The organism is Marinomonas ostreistagni, from assembly GCF_016888445.1.
Classification (GTDB): Bacteria; Pseudomonadota; Gammaproteobacteria; order Pseudomonadales; family Marinomonadaceae; genus Marinomonas; species Marinomonas ostreistagni.
In genome coordinates, this window is record NZ_JAFEKF010000001.1 from 979,614 (window position 1) to 1,000,277 (window position 20,664).

The window sequence follows — 20,664 nt, forward strand, 5'->3', positions numbered from 1 at the left end:
ACCATAAAATAGGCAAATACACACATGAAAGACCTACACGGCGCGTCAATCTCAGGGGTTGATACGCACGCGCACATCTTCGCAACGGACCTGCCACTGACCTCTGAGCGTCGCTACGCTCCCGAGTACGACGCCCTCGTCGAAACCTACCTCGCGCATCTAGACGCTCACGGTTTATCCCATGGCGTATTAGTACAGCCAAGCTTCTTGGGCACAGACAACCAATATCTGCTTGAGGCCCTAGCACGCTATCCCGAGCGTTTACGTGGCATTGCCGTGGTAGAGCACACCATCAGTGAGACACAGCTCGATGCGCTACATCAGGCTGGCATTGTTGGTATTCGCCTTAACCTGATTCAAAAACCTCTGGCAGATTACCGTGCGCCCGAATGGCAGCGCTTCTTTAAGGCTTTAGCAGCCCGAGGCTGGAGCGTTGAGATCCAACGAGAGATCGATGATCTGGCAAGCTTCGTACCAGACATCTTGGCCGCTGGCGTCGAAGTAGTGATTGACCATTATGGCCGCAATCAAGGTGAGATCGACCCTAGTAACCCCGCTCACAAAGCGTTTTTAGACTTACTAAAAGACGCGCCGATCTGGACCAAAATCTCAGCGCCCTATCGTTGTCATGCGGATTTAGCTCAATCACAACGTTCTCTAAACGCGCTGCAAGCAGCCTATGGCCACAGCCAACGCCTACTATGGGGCAGTGACTGGCCACATACGCAATTTGAACATCAGACCGATTATAATCAGCAGTTTGAAACCTTGTGCGCGCTATTAGACGACGCCACCCGCCAACAAGTGCTGATCGAAAATCCAAAAGTACTGTTTAACCTTTAACCGCCTGTGTCACAAAAATAATAAGGACCATTCTTATGATGAGTTTATTGGTTGTCGGCGCGATTCTGTTGTCGATCATCTTGGGTTACAAAACCCGTATTAACATTGGCTTGTTTGCCATCGCCTTCGCTTACCTTATTGGTTGTTTTGGACTCGGTCTCAGCCCAAATGACGTCATTAAAATGTGGCCACTGAAGATCTTCTTTATTATCTTCGCTGTGTCGCTGTTTTACAGCTTTGCCATCATCAATGGCACCCTAGAAAAGCTCGCTGAACAGCTCATGTACCGCTGTCGCCGCGTACCCCATTTAATGCCGTATGCGATTTTCCTAACGACAACGCTGATTTCTGCGTTGGGCGCAGGCTATTACACCGTATTGGCATTTATGGCTCCGATCACCTTGCTATTGTGCCAGCGCACAGGCATGAGCACGATCTTGGGCGCCATGTCAGTCGGCTACGGTGCCTTGACTGGTGCGAACTTTATGGCCAGCCAAAGTGGCATTATTTTCCGCAGCATCATGGTCAACGCCGGCATTTCTGAAAACCAAGCGTTTATCAACTCCATCGCAATTTTTATCAGTACCGCCATCATTCCCTTGATCGTGATCTCTATCTTTGTTTTCTTCACCGGTCACCGCCGCCAGATGTCGACCAATACCGCCGAAATCGAAGCCCCTACACCGCTTAACAAAGAACAACGCCAGACCTTGGGCCTGACACTACTGATGATGCTGCTGGTGCTTGCTGCACCGATTGCCAGCCTGATCGCGCCCACCAACGACACCATTGCCTTTATTAACAGCAAAATGAACATCGGCCTAATCGCCAGCGTGTTTTCGGTGATTGCGTTATTGATGAAACTGGGCGACCAGCGTAAAGCCATCGCCAGTGTGCCATGGCCGACCTTGATCATGATCTGTGGTGTGGGCATGTTGATTTCGGTGGCGATCAAAGCCGGTACTATCGATGCCCTCGCTTCTTGGATGGGTAGCTCAATCCCAAGTGTCTTGGTGTCTGTCATGATTGGTATCGTGGCTGCATTTATGTCGCTGTTTGCCAGCACACTAGGGGTCGTGACACCGGCCTTATTCCCGATCGTGCCATCACTAGCACAAAGCTTGTCGCTGGACCCAATGATCTTGTTTATTTGTATCGTTGTCGGCGCGCAAGCCACTGCTATTTCACCATTCTCTTCTGGCGGAAGCTTGATCTTAGGCGCCTGTCCAAATGAAGAAACACGCGCCAAATTGTTCCCACAATTGCTGTTTAAAGCCGCGCCATTAGGCTTTGCTGCAGCCTTGTTGTTTAACCTACTGATCACGTTTGTGCTGTAATCCTGCACCAACGCTCACCTCTTCACAAACGGCACTTACGAGTGCCGTTTTTTGTTTTAGTAAAACTCTCCGCGCTATTCTGCCCGATCGGTCATATAATAGTTGTATTGCCCCCATGAATATGTCACAAATGGGGCCGTTGCGCTTGTGGCGAACACCACAAAGCACTGTTATACCGCTTATACGATAGTTATATTTATGGATGAAAATACACGATCTGCCCTGCCCGTGGATGGCGCGCCCAAGATTGCCGAACTTATTTTAAAAGCCAGTCGTCTCGGCACATGGGTATGGAATATTCAAACTGGCGCGGCCTACTTCAATGAAGAATGGGCACGCATCATTGGCTACCAACTGTCCGAACTTGAGCCTATTTCGATTGATACCTGGCTCAACGCAGTACATCCCGAAGACCTAGCCGAATCTAATGCCGCTTTAGAGGCTCACTTTCGTGGTGAAACCGACGCCTACAATTACCACGTACGCATGCAGCATAAAGACGGCCACTGGGTCGACATCATGGACCAAGGCTCACTGCTGGTGCGTGACGAACACGGCGCGCCACTGTGGGCGTTTGGCGTGCACATGGACATCACCGAACAAACCCAACAACAAGAACGTTTGCGCCTGATGACCGCCGTCGTCGATACCACCCATCAGGGTGTCATGATCACCGATGCCGATGTCATCATAAAAGAAGTGAACCAAGCCTTTTGCAGCATCACCGGCTTTGAAGCAGAAGACGTCATCGACCACAAGCCTTCTATCCTTGCTTCGGGCCGTCATGACCAAGCGTTTTATCAATCTATGTGGCAGCAACTTAACAGCGCTCAACATTGGCAAGGGACCATTTGGAACCGTCACAAATCCGGTGAAATCTACCCTCAGCTGCTGACCATAGACGTACTCAAAGATGTACACGGGCACATCACCCACTACATCGGCGCCTTTACCGACATCTCAGAATTGATGAAAAAGCAGGAGCTGCTACTAGAGCTCGCCAGTCGCGATCCGCTCACCAACCTGCCTAATCGTCGTACCTTTGACCAAGAGCTTAGTCAACGCTTGCACCAAGCCGAGCGCCAACACACTGGCCTACTGCTGGCCTTCATGGACCTTGATCAATTCAAAAGTCTCAACGACACCTACGGCCACTACGAAGGTGATCAGTTTTTGTGCCGCGTCGCCGACGCCCTTGCTTTGCATTTTGATGAGCACGGCCTACTGTGTCGTATCGGCGGCGATGAATTTATCGGCGTCATCGATATTCATCACGACCCGATCGATCAAGCGGAACTGATACAAGCAATCAAACGAGATATCAGCCACATCAGCCAAGACTACCCCAAACTCAAACTGGGCATCAGCCTCGGCCTTGCGGCTTACCCAAGCGACGGTTTACGCCTCACACAACTGATCGACATTGCCGACGAGCGCATGTACGCTGATAAGCAAAAAACACACTGATTAAACCTAAAAAGAAAGGTTGCTTGAAACTCAGGCAACCTTTTCTGACTTACCCCAAAATACTTCGCATACTATAAAAGCTATGAACATGTTTCTTCAGACTTTTTTTGTGGGGTGACTTTCTAGTTCACACATTAATTTACTTGTTAGAGCATTCAAATTATGTCATTTTCTTTATGTTAGATATTTCTAATTGAGAATAAATCATTACACGGATGTTCCAACATGTGGCGCTCGCTAGGTTCCTTTTTACTATTACATCTCTGCCTGTTCGCTTGCACGACACTACAAGCTTCGGCGCCAAGCAAACTGATTGTATTAGAGGGTCGCCAAGATCATTACCTACTGAGCGATAAGGCGTTACATCTTCCGCAAGACTCAGCCCAAACACTACAAGATGTTTTACAAACCCCATCTAACCAGTGGCAATCAATCGAGCGCACACCCGCACATTTAGGCATCGATACTTCTGTGTGGCTCAAGATACCGATAAAAATCTCAGGCGACCATTCGAAGGACTGGATTTTAGAACTAGGCTGGCCAAACCTATCGAGTGTTTCTTGGTATTTACAAAACAATGAGACTGGGAGACTTGTTAAACAGCAAGACCCTGCCCACTCAGTTGAAAACGACAGACTATCGTTTCCCATAGAATTTTCTACTCAAGGAAGCTACACCCTCTATTTGTTTGTCTCAGGCGCCGAAAAGCTGATACTGCCTATCGAATTGATGACCCCCGAGGCACACAACATGGAGACGCATGTCAGAACACTGTTTACGGGGCTGTTCTACGGTGTGCTGTTTTCCATGCTGGGCTACAACTTATTCCTCTATATTTTTTTAAGAGATACCAACTACGCATTTTACTGCCTGTATGTACTGTCTATCATTTACTACACGCTCAGCAGCTCGAGTAATTACATAACGTTTTTATGGCACGATGCCGCATGGCTGAATGATCATGCCTACCGGGTGTCGGTCCCGCTTGCGTTTTTAAGCGCTTCTATCTTTATCCGAAAATTTTTATCTATCCCTAGCCATGGCGGCATTGTACTCAAAGTCAGTAACTTAGCGATTTCAACGTGGCTAATCTTGCTTCTCACCAGTCCATTTGCCCCCACTGAAGCCCACATAAAACTGATTGAAATCAGCGCCTACATTAGTAGCGTAATCGGCCTCTGGATATCAGGCTACATTTGGTACAAAGGAAATCCTTCTGGCAAATATCTGACCATTGCCTGGTCGCCTTTGATGGTAGCGACGTTTGTCTTGATGCTAGGGATGACCGATATCATTCCATTTTCAATGGACCTTTACTATCTGCAAAACATCACCTTCACCATTGAAGTCTTATTACTGTCCATCGCCTTGGCAGAACGCATCAATAGAGAAAAAGCGGCAAAAACCGAGGCGCAGTCACAGTCGCTTTACTACAAGCAACGCAGTCTAGACGCACGGCACAGAGAGCTGACGGCACAACAACATGCGCTCAATGTGGAGCGCCAGGCCAGAGAAGAGCTAGAGCAAAAAGTTCATGAAAAGACACGTGACCTACAAGAAACGATGGCAGAGCTCTTTAAAACCAACGTTGAGCTAGAAAGGGTGAGTCATAAAGACGGTCTAACAGGGCTTAATAATAGACGCTTTTTTGATGACATATTCACAGCTGCGTTTGAAGATGCAATACAACAGCACTATGCCATTGCGGTGTTAATGTTTGACATCGACTACTTCAAAAAAGTGAATGATCAATACGGTCACCAAGCAGGCGATGAATGCTTGCGACAAATAGCCAGTGTCTTAGCTCAGCTTACCAACCAACATACAGGCGTCTGCGCCCGCTACGGTGGAGAAGAGTTTTGTATAATCTTACCAAAGAGAGAATTGCCCTACGCTTTAGACATGGCTGAAACACTGAGAAGTGCGGTCGCCAACACAGACATACACTACGAGCAACAAAGCTTTCGTGTAACAACGAGCATTGGCGTTTACGCCGACATTCCCCATGAAATCAAGCAACGGGATACATTCTTAAAATACGCAGACGAAGCACTCTATCGGGCTAAAAACAATGGTCGAAACTGTGTGATGAAATGAATGTTAGGGAAGGAAAAATCTAGCTTTGTATCGTTAAATGCGTATCAGGAGCAACAGCGTGAAGCCATTGCCCCTGATTCTGCGAGGATTTAGCTCTTAACGCGATTGGCATCAAAGATCTCAATCCAGTAGCCATCTGGGTCTTTGATAAAGGCAATGTAATTCATCTTGCCATCAGACAGGCGTTTTTGAAACGTCACACCTAGATCATCAAAGCGCTGACACGCACCTTCTAGATCTGGCACATGAAAGCCGATGTGGCCAAAGCCACGAGGGTCACTGTTGCCGTTGTGATACTCGACGGTGTCGGCGGTATCGCCCCAGTTGTGAGTCAACTCCAGCACGGCTGGGCGACCAAATGTTTGCGCGGTGCGCTTAGCATCATCGCTGCTGATATCTGAAAAATCTTCGCCGTAAGTCAAAAAGTACAGACTAAATTCCATCTCTGGGAAATCCAACTTACGCAACAGCGTCATGCCCATCACACGCGTGTAAAAATCTAGCGAACGCACCGGATCAGCGATACGCAGCATCGTCTGGTTAAAGACAAACCCATTCGTTGCGGGATCTTTTTCTTCACACAAACCTTCGGCTTGCTCAAAATGACGACTCATATGTATACCTCCTTTACTGTTACAACAAAGGTGGGGGTTAAGCGCTGAAAATCAATGGGCAGCGGGCGCGAACCCACTGCCCCGCCTCTCAAAATCGCTATTCGGCACCGCCACTTTTACTGGCCAATTGGCGTAACGCATAATGCAGCACACCGCCGTGGCGTACGTACTCACGCTCTTTCGGCGTTTGTAGCATCACATTCACATCAAACGTTTCGGTCGAACCATCCGCACGAGTCGCCGTGACGGTTGCGGTCTGGCTCTCACCATTATTAAGACCGGTAATGCTTAGCACCTCAGAGCCGTCTAGCTTGTACGTAGATGCGTTCTCGCCGTCTTTAAAGGTCAGTGGCAATACGCCCATGCCCACAAGGTTGGAGCGGTGAATACGCTCAAATGAGCTGGTCAATACTGCCTTAACGCCCAACAAGCTCGTACCTTTGGCGGCCCAATCACGGCTCGAGCCAGAGCCATAAGCCGCACCGCCCAGTACCACAAGCGGACGCTGCTCGACTTTGTACTTCATCGCCGCATCGTAGATCGGCATCTCTTCGCCCTCTTGCAGCGTCGCTTTGTCACCTTTGAAGTAATAGGTGTAGCCGCCTTCTTTACCACCCAGCATAGTGTTTTTGATACGAATGTTGGCAAAGGTACCACGGGTCATCACCGCATCATTGCCGCGGCGTGAGCCATAACTATTAAAGTCTGCCTTCAGCACGCCACGCTCTTGCAAATATTGCCCCGCTGGAGAATCTGGCGCGATATTGCCCGCCGGAGAAATATGGTCCGTGGTGATCGAGTCACCAAACAATCCCAAGATGCGCGCGCCTTCGATATCGGGGATGCCTTCCGGCTCAAGCGTCATACCATCGAAAAATGGCGGATTTTTGATATAGGTGGACTCATCGCTCCACGGATACAGCTGGCTGTCTTGTGAGCTGATGGCATTCCAGGCTTCACTACCGGCAAAGACTTCACCGTAATTTTTACGGAACATTTCTGCATCGATGTTATTGGCGATCAGTTCATTGATCTCAGCCGAGGTCGGCCAGATGTCTTTGAGGTACACATCCTCGCCGTTTTGATCTTGGCCGACCGGATGAGTCGTCATATCAATATCGACCGTACCGGCTAGTGCATACGCCACGACCAGCGGTGGCGACGCCAAGTAACTCGCCTTCACATGTGAGTGAATACGGCCTTCAAAGTTACGGTTACCGGACAACACCGCCGCCGCGACCAGATCGTTTTCTTCGATGCCCTTCTCGATCGCCTCAGGGAGTGGCCCCGAGTTACCGATACAGGTGGTACAGCCGTAGCCGACGAGGTAGAAGCCGGTTTTTTCTAACTCATCCATCAGATGTGTTTTTTCAAGGTAATCCGTGACGACTTTAGATCCAGGCGCTAGGGATGTTTTCACCCAAGGCTTGGCTTTTAGCCCTTTTTCAGCGGCTTTTTTAGCGACCAATCCCGCGCCTATCATCACCACCGGGTTAGAGGTATTGGTACAAGATGTAATCGCCGCGATGACCACCGAGCCGTCGCGTAACTTATGCTTCTTATCATCGATGCTTACGCTAGAAAATACATTATTGGCTGGTTGATAGGCGCTGCCGTGTTCGGTTTTGGTATCGACTTCTATGTTGGGTTCTGCGGCCAGATCCTCGGCCTGTTCTTTTTCACCGCCTTCTTGATCAAAGCGCTCTTTAGCGTCGTTATCCGCGTTACGACCTTTGGCCATTTCGGCAATGGTGTCGCCAAACTTCTGATGCATATCGGAAAGATTAATGCGCTGCTGCGGCAAATTAGGCCCCGCCAACGCTGGCTCAACAGACGAAAGATCCAGCGTCAACTTGCTAGAGTAAGTGGCCGCAGGCGTGTCAGCGTCATGCCATAGACCTTGGCGTTTGGCATACTGCTCGACGAGCTCAATTTGCGCTTCATCGCGACCGGATAAACGCAAGTAATCGATCGCCATCTGATCAATCGGGAAAATGCCACAGGTCGCACCGTATTCTGGCGCCATATTGGCAATCGTCGCACGATCGGCCAACGGCATGTTGTGTAGGCCTTCACCGAAGAACTCAACGAACTTGCCCACCACACCGTGCTTACGCAGCATCTCAACCACACGCAGCACCAAATCGGTAGCGGTCACGCCTTCGCTCAACTCTCCGGTCAGCTCAAATCCCACCACTTGCGGGATCAGCATCGAAGACGGTTGACCCAGCATTGCAGCTTCTGCCTCGATACCGCCCACGCCCCAGCCAAGCACACCGATACCATTGATCATGGTGGTATGACTGTCGGTACCAAACACTGTATCTGGATATGCGGTGAGCTCACCGTCTACTTCGGAGGCCATTACCACGCGCGCCAAGTATTCTAAATTGACCTGATGCACAATCCCAGTCGCAGGCGGCACCACGACAAAGTTTTTAAAGGCATTACTGCCCCAATTCAAAAACTCATAACGCTCTTGGTTGCGCTTAAACTCTATTTTTTCATTTAAATCCAACGAGTCTTCACGGCCATACGCATCCACTTGCACCGAGTGGTCGACCACTAACTCACTGGGGATAAAAGGGTTGATCTGCTCTGCTTGACCGCCAAGCTTCACCACCGCATCGCGCATCGCGGCTAGATCCACCACCGACGGCACACCAGTAAAATCCTGCAGCACCACACGCGCCGGCATAAAAGCGATCTCCTGTGACGCCTCTGCTTTGGCATCCCAATTGGCCACCGCTTCGATATGGTTTTTACCTACCGACTGCCCACCGTCTTCATTGCGTAGCAGGTTTTCTAGCACGATTTTCATGCAGTACGGCAATCGGCTGATGTTTTCGTAAGTCTCGCTCAACTTGGGCAAACTGTAATAGGCATGCTCTTTACCAGCGACCGAGATCGTATCTTTGACATTAAACGTATCACTCATGGCAGCTTCCTTATCATTATGACTGGACTTAAACATAGACCAACATGTGTCTATGTAGATGACATCACACCATAAAGATAGATGCACAGTGTGTGACGAAATGGGTAAATCAAGCGCAACTTGTAAAGAAGGGGTGAGGAAGCGGAGGTTAAAAGGATAGCGAGTATGCTTAGGAAAAGTGGCTAAGAAGTACGTGAGCAGATAGAAATACCCACTAGCTTTTAATAGTAAGTTAATTACTAATTAAGGTATGTCATTCAAATTAATAGATAGGTTCTGTATATTGACCCCGCTTAAGGCCCTTAGTGGTTATCTAAAACAACAGGATGTAGTTCTAATGACTAACTTTTTCGATAAGAACAAAGACATTGTTCTTGTGCTCGCCTTGATCCTATTTGCATGGATTGGCTTTATTGATCGATATGCTGAAGCCTACATAAACTCATCATTGGTATCAGCAGGCGCTTCTTTTGGGATAGCTAAACTGTTCAATGCGACGGTCTCAGTTCTATCAACGATTACACTGAATGTTCCTGTCATTGGCTCCATCCAAATTGGCGAGTTGTTAGACCCGCTTAATGACCTAGTGGAAGACTTCTCTTCTGTCATGAAGTACGCAATCTCTTCTCTGCTGATTCAGAAGTTCCTAGTAGAGATTTTGCAAACCATTCATTTCAAGATCTTCCTGACGCTATCAGGTATTGCTTACCTGTTTACTAAATATGCTTTTACCAACTTTCGACTGATAGCCTACAAGACCTTTCTATTCGCCGTTATTTGCAAGTTTTCGATTGCAGCCGTTGCTGTAGCGAGTAGCTGGGTAGATAGCGCATTTATAGATGACGTTGTGCAGCGCGAAAATGCTACTTTAGAAGCGTTCCCGACTTCTCCTGATCAACTAGACGAGGCCATCGATCTAACGAGTGAAATCAGGGAGCAAATGACCGTCGAGCTACAAACAAGTCAGACAAAGTACCAGCTACTGGAACAGCAGCAACAAAGTCTCATGCTGGATGAAGATGATAAACAGAAACAAGTTGATGACATTAACTTGAAATTAGCCGAGTTAAATAAAGGCCGTTCAAGCTTTAGCACTATCTTTGAAGCAGATACCGAAGAGCAGAAAACGTTAGAAGCACAACGTGACGTTCTACTTTCTCAACTTGAAAGAATCCAAGATGATATAGAAGAATCCAAAGAAGACTTGGAAGACATCAATGAGGACATTGCTGACTTACAAGACCGATTAAATGGTGACATCAGTACACTTGAAGCGATTAAGAATGGCTTCAACCAAATCACCATGGCAGCGAAGAAGAAAGTCACAGGTTTCGTGAGCTCTCTAAACCAATCGATGGATCACTTCTTAAACCTGATCGCACTATTTGTTCTTAAGACAGTAATTATTCCACTGGTCTTCTTAGCCATCATGTACAAGATATTCGTAAAACTATGGGGCATGACACCGCAGTCTTCGGTCAAGCGTTTTAGAGATGAAGCCAAAGCAACGAGCAGTGGTTCGGTAATTGAGAAGCAAATATCTGTTGATAGACTGCCTGAGAATTAAATTTAGGCCACTTATGGGCAGCTCTCCTAAATACAGGCTGCCCATAAGTGCCTCATTTAAAAGCTAACAAGAATATCTTTAGACGGAATAAATATAAATGGCAGCCGTCCTACCCCAGGAAGCCAACCCCTTTAGGATGAGAGATTAATTTTGATCTCTAATTCAATGACTAAGGATAAAATTATGGAAAATGCTGATCTTAAAAACTACCCAGAACATGAACAAAACAAACTTTCTCAATTGAATACGTTGCTTACGGAATGGTATGAAACAGCTAAAAGTAAAACTTTTATAAATGGTCTTAAAGCTGATAATCTGGTTTTTGATGGCTTCTACCCATACTTCACAGCACAGCCAGTCAAGATATTGTTCATTGGTAGAGAGTCCCTTGGCATATCAGGCACAAACTACATAAACCTGATGCACCATCTCTATAAAACTGAAATGAGAATAGGCGACAAATCACTTAACCAGTCTCAATTTCATGCTCTAATGCTGCGGATAAGCTATGCATTAAACACAAATATCCCGTGGGAAGATGTACCTGATGCAATGACCATAGCCCAAGACTTCGCAGAGTCAGGTGGCACTAGCTTCGCGTTTATGAATCTCTCAAAATTGAGTAATGAATCTGAAGACAGCTACCAAGCTGACTGGCCACTGATTGATAGCTTCACTAGCGCATTTAAAGATGAAAAGACAAACTTCTTCAACAAACAAATTGAGATAATCGATCCAGATATCATTATCACTATGAACTTAGAAAGCCGGTTGGACCTTTTAGGCGAGATTACAGTAATTGGCTATGAGCCTAATGCAGGCTATTGCTCTTTGAGATGCTCTGATCGAGAAATACCAGTTATGGATCTGTACCACTTCTCAGCGGTTAAGTCTCATAAAGAGACCTTTTATGATCCTGTCATAAGAGGTCTAGAGGTATTTTCTAGCACTTTGACGCTAAATAACCAGCGATAGGGGTGAAGATCTAGAGACAAACTCAGATACGCCATAAGGAGACGTTTACCTCCTTATGGCAGTCTAATTATCAATCTATTTCTTCATGCTCTACAAACTCAGCGTCTTCAACTTCAGCCCCGTCAGTTTGACCTTTCTCCTTTTCTTGTTTGGCTTTTTCTAAAGCGATTTTTGCTCTGCTTTCTTCAAGTAGCTCCGTAAGGCGATCATGAAGTAGCTGTAATGACGCTTGCTTGTTGACCCACCAGTCGGTGGACCAAACGCGCACGATAGACCAACCCAAGCTTTCTAAGACGGACTGACGGATCTTGTCACGTTCACGGGCATAAGCTGAGCTGTGGTACATCGCGCCATCGCATTCCAAACCTGCAAGGTAGCGACCAGGTAAATCTGGATGAACAATACCCATATCAATACGATAAGCAGAGACACCTACTTGTGGGTGAAGCTGCCAGCCTTTATTTTGCAGAGCTCGTGCTACAGCCACTTCAAAAGGTGAATCAAAGTCACCTTGCGAACCTCGTGTTTGCGTACCCAGTACCTTAGGCCCACGCTCAGCGTACTCTAAGAAGTGCTTAAGATCTGCTACTGCACGAGCTGACGTTTTGTTAAGGTCAATCAGGTCAGGACTTAGCGTCGAAAACACCACCATTTCAGAGCGCGCACGCGTCATAGCGACATTAAGACGACGCTCACCGCCGGTATTGTTCAGCGGTCCAAAGTTCATCTTCATATGGCCGCCTTCATCAGGACCAAAGGTAATACTAAACAAGATGACATCGCGCTCATCACCCTGAACAGACTCTAAATTTTTGACAAACACTGGCTCCAAATGATCTTCTGAAAATGCCCACTCAATGCTCGGGTCTTCTCTTCGTGCATCATCCAATAGATCTTGAATCAAGTTTTGTTGCTTCTGGTTAAAAGTAACCACACCGATCGAACGATTGCGCTCATCTTCATCATCACTGGTTAAACGACGAACAATTTCAGCCACGATTGCTTTTGCTTCGCCATGGTTTTGCTGTGACTTACCACGGCCATAAAACCCCTCTGGCCGTACAAGCTTGAGGCCATTATCAGGGTGCACTGGTGCCGGGAAGGTAATCAACGAGCTGTCGTAGTAATTACTGTTCGAAAACGCAATCAAGCTTTCGCGTCGTGAACGATAGTGAAGGTTAAGCAAGCGTTGCGGGATGGAGGCACCTAGCAACTCATCCAAGATACTTTCTAGATCACCCTCGGTATCGTAGTCACCATCAGGATCCTCGGTAGAACGCTCGAAGGTATTGGATGGCGGCATCTGTTTTGGGTCACCAGCGACAATCACCTGTTTAGCGCGAGCCAGTGCACCAACAGCATCCCATACAGTAATTTGAGAAGCTTCGTCGAAAATCACCACATCAAATAACGCTTGCTCCGTACCCAGGAACTGCGCAATAGAGAGTGGCGACATCATTAGACATGGAGCCAATGTCGTTACGGCATCAGGGGCTTCTTGAAGTAATTGGCGGACAGGCTTGTGACGCGTTTTCTTCTGTATTTCATGACGCAACACGCCCCAAGAACTTGCCTTCGTCCCAGTATCTTTACTTGGAATTTGCCCTAATAATTTGGCCGCAATATATTGAGCCGTAAGATCAGAGAACTCTTTATCCAAGGTTTGGAAATTAAGAATCGTTTGCTCATGCTCAGGCGACGAAAATTCACGTAGCACTTGGTCTTCATTAATAAGCGCTTTTGACCACCAAGCGCAGTAAGCCGCTTCGAATGCATCTTCGATCTCTTCAGGAGTGATAGCGCCACTCTCGATCGCGGTAACAAGCGCCCCAAGCTGGAGATCTTGAGCAGCATGCTTACGCTTATTCCATGCACACCAAGCCTTCAGCTCGACTTGCTTAGACAAAATGACATCTACCATGTCAGCGATGGCATCAAAGCTATCTAATGCATCCACGCTTTCAGAAGCAGCCCTCATCTTAAAGTCTTTAAACGCCAAATCGAACTGCGAAAGCTTCTCTAGCATGTGTGTAATGGCGATACCAACTGGCCCATCAGGTGCCAATAAATCATTACCATCATGAAGTAAGCTACGCACCTTGCTACGCAGTGCCATCAGTGTTTCAGTATCCGCCGCCAACTGACTAACGACTTTACGCGCACGCACACCAATCAGCTGTAATGCTGCAACGACTTCAGGGTTGGTATCGTGGCTATTCCAATCTTTTAAGTTAGACAGTTGTTTATCAAGCTCAGCAATGGCTTCACCCTTCTCTTTGAGTTCCGCCAGTATAGCGATGTCTTGATCTAGGTTTGGTTCACCTTGAGCACCCTTTGCTTTGACACCCTTAATGATCTTGCGCGTAGTAAAAAAGCGCTTTAAAAACCAAGCTTCATTAGCCGCTTGCCATTCAGACTTCAGCGAAACTGGATCAATCGCTTGCCAAGTTAATGGCGAGTAATCACAGCTTAGCTCGCTTTGTAGGCGAATATAGCTTTGTAGTAGTGTGACGGCCTGCTCTAAGGCTTCGATCAAATCTTGGCCATCAGGCTCTAAAGCGTAACCAGATTGAGTTCTGTAAGAATCCAGAAGCACTTGGCCAAGCTCTTCTAGTTGGGGTAAATGATTAATAGAGATCTCACCAAAATCAAACCCAAGCGCACCGACAAAACCTTCGACAGCCTGTTTCGCATCATTTGACGCAACTTTCAAACTTTGAGCACTGTTGAGTAGACCATCTTGCCAAGCAGGTCCCCAGTCATCAGCCTGGATGTAAGCGAGAGGATGCTGGCTTACAGAGCCAATGGCATGAGCTTGTACCGCAAGATTTTCAACGACTTCGCGCATATGCTGCAAATCTTGAACACTGTGCTGGTCCGCACTTGGCCAAGACAGCTCCACTTTTTCCAGTAGATCGGTATCACGAACTTTCACACCCATTGCATAATGAGCAGTCATACCATTGGAGCGTTTGCGATGAAGCGCTTCAACCAAGTTATTAAGCATATCTCGACTGCGTTTTAACTGCTCTGACTTCGCCTGCCAAGCTTCAGCCGTCTGCGTACCGCTTTGAGTCCAAGATTGATTGAGCTGCGCCAAGACATCCGCTTTTTTGGCTTTGTTCGAATGCAGCTCCAAACAAAATGAGCCGAGACCAATATCTTTTAAACGACGATGCACTACCTCAAGCGCGGCAGTCTTCTCAGACACAAACAGTACTTTTTTGCCCTTACCTAACATATGAGCGATCAAGTTACTGATGGTCTGACTCTTGCCCGTGCCTGGTGGTCCGATAATGACGAAGTCTTTTCCGCGATCTGCCGTGGCAACGGCTGCCATTTGCGATGAGTCTGCAGGCAGCGGTGTGAGCAGATCTGATGGGGTATACTGATAATCCAACTGATTTGGTTCGACAAAATCAATGTCTGACTCATAACGCTCGCGCGGCGTTTCCAGTAAATGCTTGACCACATTATTTTGTTTAAGCTGATCCGCACGATCGACTAAGTCTTTCCACATCAGGTATTTGGCAAATGAGAAATGCCCTAATGCCACCTCATCTATCAGCTCAAAGCCAGGTGCATCTTTCACAGCAGAGCGGATCAATGCAAAGATTTGCGGCACATCTAGCCCCGCCTCGTCTTTGGGCAAATTGCTCTCAAGATTACCTAAATCAATACCAAAATCGCGCTTTAGCATTTCGATCAAAGTGGTGTTAAAAGTCGGCTCATCATCTGAAGCCGTTATCTTAATACCACTGCGAACCGATTTTCGCTCCAATGATACCGGTAATAAAATCAGCGGCGCACGATAGCGCTTATCATCCTTTTTGTCCTTCTTCCACAACAAAAAGCCAATCGCTAAAAACAGCGTATTCGAGCCGCCTTCTTGCATCGAGGTTTGCGTCTTGCGGTAAATTTCAACGGAGCGCTTATTTAATTCTTCTTCGGTTAGGTTCACCAACAGCTGCTTTTTATGCAAAGCATTTAACGCATATTCACGCTTAATATCATCGCCTGTGCGCTGTTCATGGATATCTGCGTCTTGGCTACTGGACGATAGTTTGGGAAATGTCTCAACCGTAAGCTTATCGCCACTGGCTAATAAATCTTCCAGCACACCCGCATCAGTGGCCACAAATGGCAGGCTTGATTTACTGTCTTTATGACTAAGCAGTGGATTTCTAGCCGTAAGTGATAGCAACTTACGCTGCCAACGATCCAAGCGCCCTGCTGGCGTGGTTTCGACCTCGTCTTCGAGCGACTCGTCAGCAAAATCAGGTAACGTCGGCGCTTCTTCTAATGCCGTTTCATAAACTTCAGTAGCGTCTTCGCCAGCATCGATACTGGTATCTTTTTGCACAAAACCTAACGGTCTGATTTGATGCGCTCGCGCTCGGCGAATATCAATCGCCATATTGAATTGGCTTTCTTCTTCAATCGCGACCGCTCGATTACCTTTTTCGATGGCTTTAGAGAACGACACGGCTGGGTGATTGGTCACCAGCGTTGTCTCGATCAAAATCAAATCATGATCAGGTAAACGCTTGCGCAGTACTTCCGCTTCGTCTGTGCTGATCGCAGACAGCTCTTCTGGGTGCAGCCAAAGACCCACTAAAGCGTGCCCTTCTTTTAGGACGACTAGTGGGTTTAAGCCAGCTTGCTCAAACGCTGCGGCAAATAACATGGTCGTGTCTAAACACGTACCAAGGCCTGATTCTAATACTTGGTTAGGGAAACGAATCTTTTGGCCGTTTCGCTCAAAGCTTGAAGGAGGTAATGCATAACTTAGCTGAAGGTTGGCAATGGCCGAATAAATCGCCGATGCAATCGACCAAACACGCTCGCGGCTTTTTGAAACATAACCATCGATTTGGTCTGCTTTGCCAGCATTACGTAACACACGGCTCGCATCTTTTAAAATACGATCCACGGCTTTGTTGTTCGGCATACAAAACGCAGCCAAAAGCTCAGGCATATACTCTGAACCGCCCCATTCATTGTGGGCCAGCAGCTCAATCTTGTGCTCGCTCTCTGCCAGCACCTCATCCCCTTTGCGCACTTCAATGGCAACACTGCCCGAGATCGACTCCGTCAACCCCATTAAAAAACCGCCATCTAGCTCTAGATCACGATCTTTGATCGGCAATGCGCCACTAGCGGCTAATCGATCAATCGTCCAAGTCTTGCCCTTTAAAAAACTAGGCGATGACGTAAGACGAATCTCAATATTTTCTAACGTGGTATCTGATGTGTTTTCTACCCGTAATTCACGTAGCACTGAGAACGCACTTTGGTGGCTAGCGAAGTTGATTTTATCAACCAAATTAACGGATAACTGGCAGATACTGTCATCTATGGATTTTACAGTCATTACGATTACCTAACTCTTTAACTGGGTGTATCAGGTGCGATACACCCATCAGTCTTTTGATGATTACTAAGCGATGTGGGATGTTACGTCTGCATAACAGCGATTATGATGCGGTCAACTTGGTGACTGCGAAGATAAAGATTGTTTCGATACCCTTCAAAACACACCTCCTTCAAGTAACGAGATACTTGATGCAATTAAGCGTCTTTCTTAATTTATGTGTTGGCTGATTTCTTTTTCGTCGTCTTTTTCGAGAGCGCCGCTCGCTCTGCTTTGATCCGCTCTAACAAGGCTTCAGCACTATTCTCACCACTGATCAAATCAGGATGCTCAGCACGCCAGTCAGCAGTCAGCTCACCACGAAAGGCTTTTGCCAAAATAGACTGAGTCAGCTTATTCACTCGCTCCAAGGCCGCATTGGCTTTTTCTTCCACGCTCTCTGCGAATGCAAATAACTCTTCAACACGGCGAATTATAGCTCTCTGTTCACTTAGAGAGGGCAGTGGTACTGGATAGCTTCTTATATCCTTCATATTAACTCTTGGAACGGTACTACCAATTGTTTTAGCCTTTACTATTTTTAAAATTAATTCAGAGTTCAGAACAATTGTTAAATACTTGGCATCAACAGTATCATCTGAACGAATCAAGACCATTCTCTGCCCTAAACAGAGTTGTACGTCTTTTGGGATTTGGCATGCAATACCTACGGTACCTTCCCTACTATAAAGAATATCGCCTTCTCTTGGCTCCAACCTCTGAATTCGCTCTTTATAAACTTGCTCACTTACAAAACCCTGATTCGATAAGATCAATTGAAATGGTTTAAATGCTGTTGTTCTTACACATAGCACGCCATCTTCACTCCACTTAGGAGTTGAATGCGGGCAATCAACTATGTACTTAGAAACATCTTCTAAATTTTTTTCATCCCACTCTATTGGCTCTCCTCCACGCCACTCCTCCGTCAATTTCCCACTCACTGCGGAGGCAAGTACTGACTGGCGGAAAGTTTTAAGGATCTCAGGGATACGCTCTAGGCGGGCTTTGGTGGTTTCTACCTGCGCCAGCATTGAATCGAGCTTGTCCACAATGACTTTTTGTTCGGCGAGTGGAGAAATAATACAATCAAGTTCTCTTAAGAACTGTCCTGAAATTGCCTTAAAAGTGGTTCCGGTACCTTGCTCACTCAACCATGGCTGAATGTGTCTGAAGAATTGTAATAAATATTTATAACTAAAGTTTTCCTTACTAACTGAAATTGCAGCTAAACCACGTCCAATAGCTGTTTCACGGTCAGCAAGATTTGTTGGTCCAACTGGTGCACGGACAGACAGAAGAATATCGTTTTCTTGCGCTATTTTTTTAGGTGCTGAGCAGTATTTTCTAGCTGTCGGAAATAGCTTTCCAAAATCTGCTTTCCCTTGGAAAAAAACAATACCATCACCCGTTTCATTTACATCGGCGCTTGAAGGTGATTGCCCCATATTTAAATCAGCAACGGCTGTTAACTTAACTTTTAGCCACTCTTTTGGAATTGGCGTATCAGACATCACTTACTTCCCCCTTCCAAAGCCTTTAATAAGCTATCCAACTCACTTAACGCGGCTTCTAACTCATCTTTGGCTTGATTGGCTAATACGGAGGGCTCTGGCAAATCCGCCGCATCGATGCTGTCTTTGTCTTTTAGCCAACTGATATCGAGTGAATCGCCTTTGGTGTCAGCGATCCATTCACGGGTAAAGCAGCGCCAACGTGAGTGTACTAGACGGTCATCAATGCCTTGGTTTTCTTCGATATCGTCTTTTTCAACTTCGATTTCTTCTGAGCCAAAGCTGTATTCGCCCTCGCTACGGGGGCTGGTACCATCGGCGTTATCACCGTAAACAGTCTCAAACGGCACTAAGTGCGAATCACCAAATGGTGTGCGTTTGCCGAAGCTTGGCATATTGGTGCGTAGGTCATATACCCACACGTTTTCGGTGCATTTTTCTTCTTGATGCTTATCGCTTGGCGAGCCTTTGGTAAAGAACAGCACATTGGTTTTCACGCCCTGCGCGTAGAAAATACCCGTCGGCAAGCGCAAAATGGTATGCAAATTACATTTGTCCATTAGGTCGCGGCGCACATCGGTGCCGACACCTGCTTCAAATAACACGTTATCCGGTAATACCACCGCCGCACGGCCACCAGGCTTAAGGTTACGGTAGATATGCTGTAAAAACGCCAGCTGTTTGTTACTGGTTTTAAAGGTCAAGTCATCACGGGTATTCGACGCTTCACCACCTTTACTGGTACCAAACGGTGGATTGGCTAGGATAATATCGGCTTGTTTAAGGGATTTGCCGGCTTCGCCTAACGCGTTACCGAGGTGAACCACACCTTCATCATCGCCTTCCATGCCGTGAAGCAGGCAGTTCATCAGCGCTAAACGACGTGTATTCGGAACTAACTCTACGCCAACAAAGGCGTTGTTCTTTTGGAATGCCGCTTCTTTGCTATTGAGGTCAAAGTAGTCATCGGTTTGCTCGCGCATATACTGATCAGCAGCGACCAAGAACCCTGCGGTTCCCGCTGCTGGGTCTTGAATCACATCGCCAGTTTGCGGCTTAAGGCAGCGCACCATGCTGTTTATCAGTGAACGGGGTGTGAAGTACTGACCTGCACCAGATTTGGTTTCAGAGGCGTTGCGCTCTAGTAGACCTTCATAAAGATCCCCTAGACCATCTTTTTGTGCGCTAAACCAGTCGATTTGATCCAGTGTTTTGATCATTTGCTCTAGGTGACGCGGCTCACGCAGACGTGTCTGGGCATCGGCGTAAATTGCACTGATTAATGGGTCTTCGTGTACGAAGTTACCAAGTGCATCCTTGCCAGATGACAAGCTAAGCAAGATGCGTTTGTAGTCGTCTAGCAGGTTAATACCAGACTTTTCATTGATATCCGTCCAACGACAACCTTCTGGCAACGGGTGTTTTTTTAATGTGCCCGCTTCCGTGTTCTCGTGCACCATTTTGATAAATAACAGCAGTACCAACTCGGTCACGTAATCACTGTAGTTGATGCCGTCATCACGCAGCACATCACACAGGTTCCAGAGTTTTTGTACGATATCGTTGTTGGTCATAATTCATCTCGTAGGTTGTCTTGCCAAAATGGGTCGTGTTGCCAATCTTGCGGCAAACCCATGGGTGTTAGTGGCGTATTGGGAAATTCTTGAAACAGCTCTGTTAAGCGCTGTTTCCAACTCGCATGCGGAGCTCTGGAGCGGTCAACGATTGTTAAGCCACGCCCTTCAAGTAAGGTAAGCTGTTGTTCTGGAGTAATTGCAGGTTTAGCGAAAGCCATCATTGCCGTCTCTCACTTACATTTAGGCAGATGGTAGACATAAAAAACCCGCACGATTTGAGCGTAGCTACAAGAGCCATAGGCTTGGCGGGTATGTTATGGCG

Annotated in this window: 12 protein-coding genes; 6 read left to right on the forward strand and 6 right to left on the reverse strand. The window is 47.0% G+C overall.

The features are described 5' to 3' along the window. Positions 1-24 precede the first annotated feature (24 nt). The 4 genes from JQX58_RS04740 to JQX58_RS04755 all read left to right on the forward strand — a co-directional run bounded on the left by JQX58_RS04740 (position 25) and on the right by JQX58_RS04755 (position 5,744). On the forward strand, positions 25-843 hold the full coding sequence (locus tag JQX58_RS04740) for an amidohydrolase family protein (protein ID WP_204145648.1): 819 nt from the start codon (positions 25-27) through the stop codon (positions 841-843). Positions 844-878: 35 nt separating this feature from the next. Further along, positions 879-2,180, forward strand: coding sequence for an SLC13 family permease (locus JQX58_RS04745; protein WP_239090141.1), 1,302 nt, complete (start codon positions 879-881; stop codon positions 2,178-2,180). A gap of 198 nt (positions 2,181-2,378) precedes the next feature. Beyond that, positions 2,379-3,647, forward strand: coding sequence for a sensor domain-containing diguanylate cyclase (locus tag JQX58_RS04750; RefSeq protein ID WP_204145649.1), 1,269 nt, complete (start codon positions 2,379-2,381; stop codon positions 3,645-3,647). A 225-nt stretch (positions 3,648-3,872) separates the two neighbouring features. Continuing rightward, positions 3,873-5,744, forward strand: coding sequence for a diguanylate cyclase (locus JQX58_RS04755; RefSeq protein ID WP_204145650.1), 1,872 nt, complete (start codon positions 3,873-3,875; stop codon positions 5,742-5,744). An 89-nt stretch (positions 5,745-5,833) separates the two neighbouring features. On the opposite strand, the gene gloA is transcribed toward JQX58_RS04755, so the two are convergent. Both gloA and JQX58_RS04765 read right to left on the reverse strand, forming a co-directional pair. Then, positions 5,834-6,358, reverse strand: coding sequence for a lactoylglutathione lyase (gene gloA / locus JQX58_RS04760; protein ID WP_204145651.1), 525 nt, complete (start codon positions 6,356-6,358; stop codon positions 5,834-5,836). A 97-nt stretch (positions 6,359-6,455) separates the two neighbouring features. Then, positions 6,456-9,296 (reverse strand): aconitate hydratase, encoded by a 2,841-nt coding sequence (locus JQX58_RS04765; RefSeq protein WP_204145652.1) that lies wholly within the window; start codon positions 9,294-9,296, stop codon positions 6,456-6,458. Between the two features lie 337 nt (positions 9,297-9,633). Between JQX58_RS04765 and JQX58_RS04770 the strand changes: the two genes are divergently transcribed. Together JQX58_RS04770 and JQX58_RS04775 are read left to right on the forward strand one after the other, a co-directional pair. Next, positions 9,634-10,863, forward strand: coding sequence for a hypothetical protein (locus tag JQX58_RS04770; RefSeq protein ID WP_204145653.1), 1,230 nt, complete (start codon positions 9,634-9,636; stop codon positions 10,861-10,863). Positions 10,864-11,046: 183 nt separating this feature from the next. After that, the gene (locus JQX58_RS04775; protein WP_204145654.1) at positions 11,047-11,838 is read left to right on the forward strand and encodes a hypothetical protein; all 792 of its coding nucleotides are present in this window, start codon (positions 11,047-11,049) and stop codon (positions 11,836-11,838) included. Positions 11,839-11,908: 70 nt separating this feature from the next. On the opposite strand, the gene JQX58_RS04780 is transcribed toward JQX58_RS04775, so the two are convergent. The 4 genes from JQX58_RS04780 to JQX58_RS04795 form a co-directional block, all read right to left on the reverse strand. After that, the gene (locus JQX58_RS04780; RefSeq protein ID WP_204145655.1) at positions 11,909-17,212 is read right to left on the reverse strand and encodes a DUF4011 domain-containing protein; all 5,304 of its coding nucleotides are present in this window, start codon (positions 17,210-17,212) and stop codon (positions 11,909-11,911) included. Positions 17,213-17,427: 215 nt separating this feature from the next. Then, positions 17,428-18,765 carry a restriction endonuclease subunit S gene (locus JQX58_RS04785; protein WP_204145656.1) on the reverse strand — a complete coding sequence of 446 codons (1,338 nt, stop codon included), beginning with the start codon at positions 18,763-18,765 and terminating at the stop codon, positions 17,428-17,430. After that, entirely contained in the window at positions 18,765-20,339 is a 1,575-nt protein-coding gene (locus tag JQX58_RS04790; protein ID WP_204145657.1) for a class I SAM-dependent DNA methyltransferase, read from the reverse strand. The genes JQX58_RS04785 and JQX58_RS04790 overlap by 1 nt, the downstream gene beginning before the upstream one ends. After that, positions 20,336-20,563 carry a hypothetical protein gene (locus JQX58_RS04795; RefSeq protein ID WP_204145658.1) on the reverse strand — a complete coding sequence of 76 codons (228 nt, stop codon included), beginning with the start codon at positions 20,561-20,563 and terminating at the stop codon, positions 20,336-20,338. The genes JQX58_RS04790 and JQX58_RS04795 overlap by 4 nt, the downstream gene beginning before the upstream one ends. Between the last annotated feature and the right edge of the window lie 101 nt (positions 20,564-20,664).